General features: G+C 63.3%; 2 protein-coding genes. Both read left to right on the top strand.

Features of this window, described 5'->3' with window-relative positions:
- Nucleotides 1–5: 5 nt before the first annotated feature.
- Complete coding sequence (locus tag AC1DT2_RS20890) at nucleotides 6–923, top strand: aldo/keto reductase (protein WP_477298471.1); 918 nt, start codon at nucleotides 6–8, stop codon at nucleotides 921–923.
- A 183-nt stretch (nucleotides 924–1,106) separates the two neighbouring features.
- A complete protein-coding gene (locus AC1DT2_RS20885; RefSeq protein WP_477298470.1) occupies nucleotides 1,107–2,336 on the top strand; it encodes an SGNH/GDSL hydrolase family protein in 1,230 nt (409 codons plus the stop codon).
- Nucleotides 2,337–2,359 lie beyond the last annotated feature (23 nt).

Raw genomic sequence — 2,359 nt, 5'->3', positions numbered from 1 at the left:
CATCCCTGCAGGTCGCCCCGCTCGCCTTTGGCGGCAACGTGTTCGGCTGGASCGCSGACGAGCCACGCTCGTTCGAGCTCCTCGACGCCTTCGTCGACCACGGCTTCAACCTGATCGACACGGCGGATGTCTACGAAGCCTGGGTGCCCGGTAACGAAGGCGGGRAGTCCGAGACCATCATCGGCAACTGGCTGAAGAAGAGCGGCAAGCGCGACCGCGTCGTCATCGCGACCAAGGTCGGCAAGTGGGCGCGCTACCCGGGCCTGGCGCCGACCAATATCAAGGAAGCGGTGGAAGATTCGCTGCGCCGCCTGAAAACCGATCACATCGACCTGTACCAGTCGCACGAGGATGACGCGAAAGTGCCGCTGGAAGAAACCCTGCGTGCCTTCGACGACCTCGTCAAGGCCGGCAAGGTGCGCGTAATCGGCGCCTCCAATTACAGTACCAACCGCCTTGCCGATGCACTCTCTACCAGCGGAGCGAAGGGGCTGTCGCGCTACGAGTCGCTGCAGCCGGAATTTAACCTGATGGATCGCGCCGGCTTCGAAGAAGGCCTGCAGCCGTTGTGCGTCAAGGAAGACGTTGGCGTCATCAGCTATTACTCGCTGGCCAGCGGCTTCCTCAGTGGCAAGTATCGGAGCGAGGCGGACCTGGAAAAGAGCAAGGCCCGCGGCGGTTCGGTGAAGAAGTACCTCACCGAGCGCGGCCATCGCGTGCTCGCTGCGCTCGACGAGGTCGCCGAGGCACACGCCGCGAAGCCGGCACAGGTGGCGCTGGCCTGGGTGATGGCACAGCCTGCGATCAGCGCGGCGATCGCCAGCGCGACCACCGTGGAGCAACTCGATGAACTGGCAAAGTCGGCGGCACTCGTGCTGGGTGACGACGAACTGAAGAAACTCCGGGACGCCAGCGCGGCTTGAGCTGCTTCGCACAGAGGCGCTATCGGTGTCCGACCGATAGCGCCTCACCTCAAAGCCTAGATATGTGAAGGAGAACCCCGGCCCATCCCCCAGCGATGGCCGACATTCAAGCACATGGCGCAGGGGCACGATGTCGGCGTCGGAAGAGAGTCTTCCGGCACCCCATCCCCACAGGAGTTTCTCATGTCCCCGATTGGACGCGCCTTCGCTTACGCCGCCGGTTGTGCTCTCGCCGGCTTCGCTCTTGTCTCGCATGCCGCGCCGCAGGCGCCCACCGTTCAGGGCGGCCCCTTCAGCGAGATCAATACCGGCCTACGCTGCCACTATCGCCTGAAGTCGGACCCCACCGGCGTCGCCACGCGCTTCGTTGCGGCCGACCATATTCTCCGCGGGCAATGGCACAACGCATCGATACTGAAGTCGCGCAGCATGTTCTTCACGGACGCCGCGCCGGCGACGCTGCGCACCGCCTGCATGAAAAAGATTTCGACGATGCCCGATGCCAATGGCCTGGCCATGATCGGTGCCGCCGACAACGCGCAGAGTTACAACTACGAGATCTGGCACAACGGCGACCTTGCGAAGGGAAAACCGGTCGAACGCATCGTCTCGTTCGGCGATAGCCTCAGCGACACCGGCAACATGTTCAACGAATCGCAGTGGAAGCTACCCGGTGCGTCGTGGTACCTCGGGCGTTTCAGCAACGGCCCGACATGGATCGAACACATGGCCGCGCGCACCGGCCTCACCCTGAACAACTGGGCCATCGGCGGCGCGCAGACCAAGGACGCGAAGTTCGGCATCATCCACGGGATCGGCACCCAGATCGACGGCTTTTTCAACTATGCGGCCAAGGCAAAGGGCTACGACCCATCGCGCACGCTGTTCACCTTCCTGATCAGCGGCAACGACTTCGTCAACGACACGAAAACGGCGCCAAAGATCATCGAGGACCAGGAAATCGCACTGCGTCGCCTTGTCGAAAAGGGCGCGCGGAAGATCCTTGTCGTCAACCTGCCCGACGTCTCCGTCGCCCCGGTATTCCGCCTGGGCCGGACGGATGCGAACGGCGTCCTGGGCAAGGTGGAGTACTACAACCATCACCTCGTCCAGCTGGTCGAGCGGGTGAACGCGACGACGCCTGCCGACGTCCGCATCGTCAACGTTCGCGCCTACTTCGACGACGTGTTGACGACGCCCGGACGCTTCGGTATCACCAATACGAAGGACTCCTGCCTGGCGATCGACTCGCCGAGTTCGACCTCGTACATCAAGGCGCAAAAACGCCGCGCGGATTGCGTCGATCCTTCCAGGTACGTTTTCTGGGACACGCTGCATCCCACGACACGGGTGCACGAGCTGATGGCCCAATGGGCCATCGAGGCGACGCCCGCCACCTGGGGCCTGCGCTGATACGTCCCCGGATACGTTGATTC

The organism is Luteibacter sp. P4_E6, from assembly GCF_056401535.1.
Note: the sequence above shows the minus strand (reverse complement) of the source record. Positions and strands in the feature narration are given on the sequence as shown.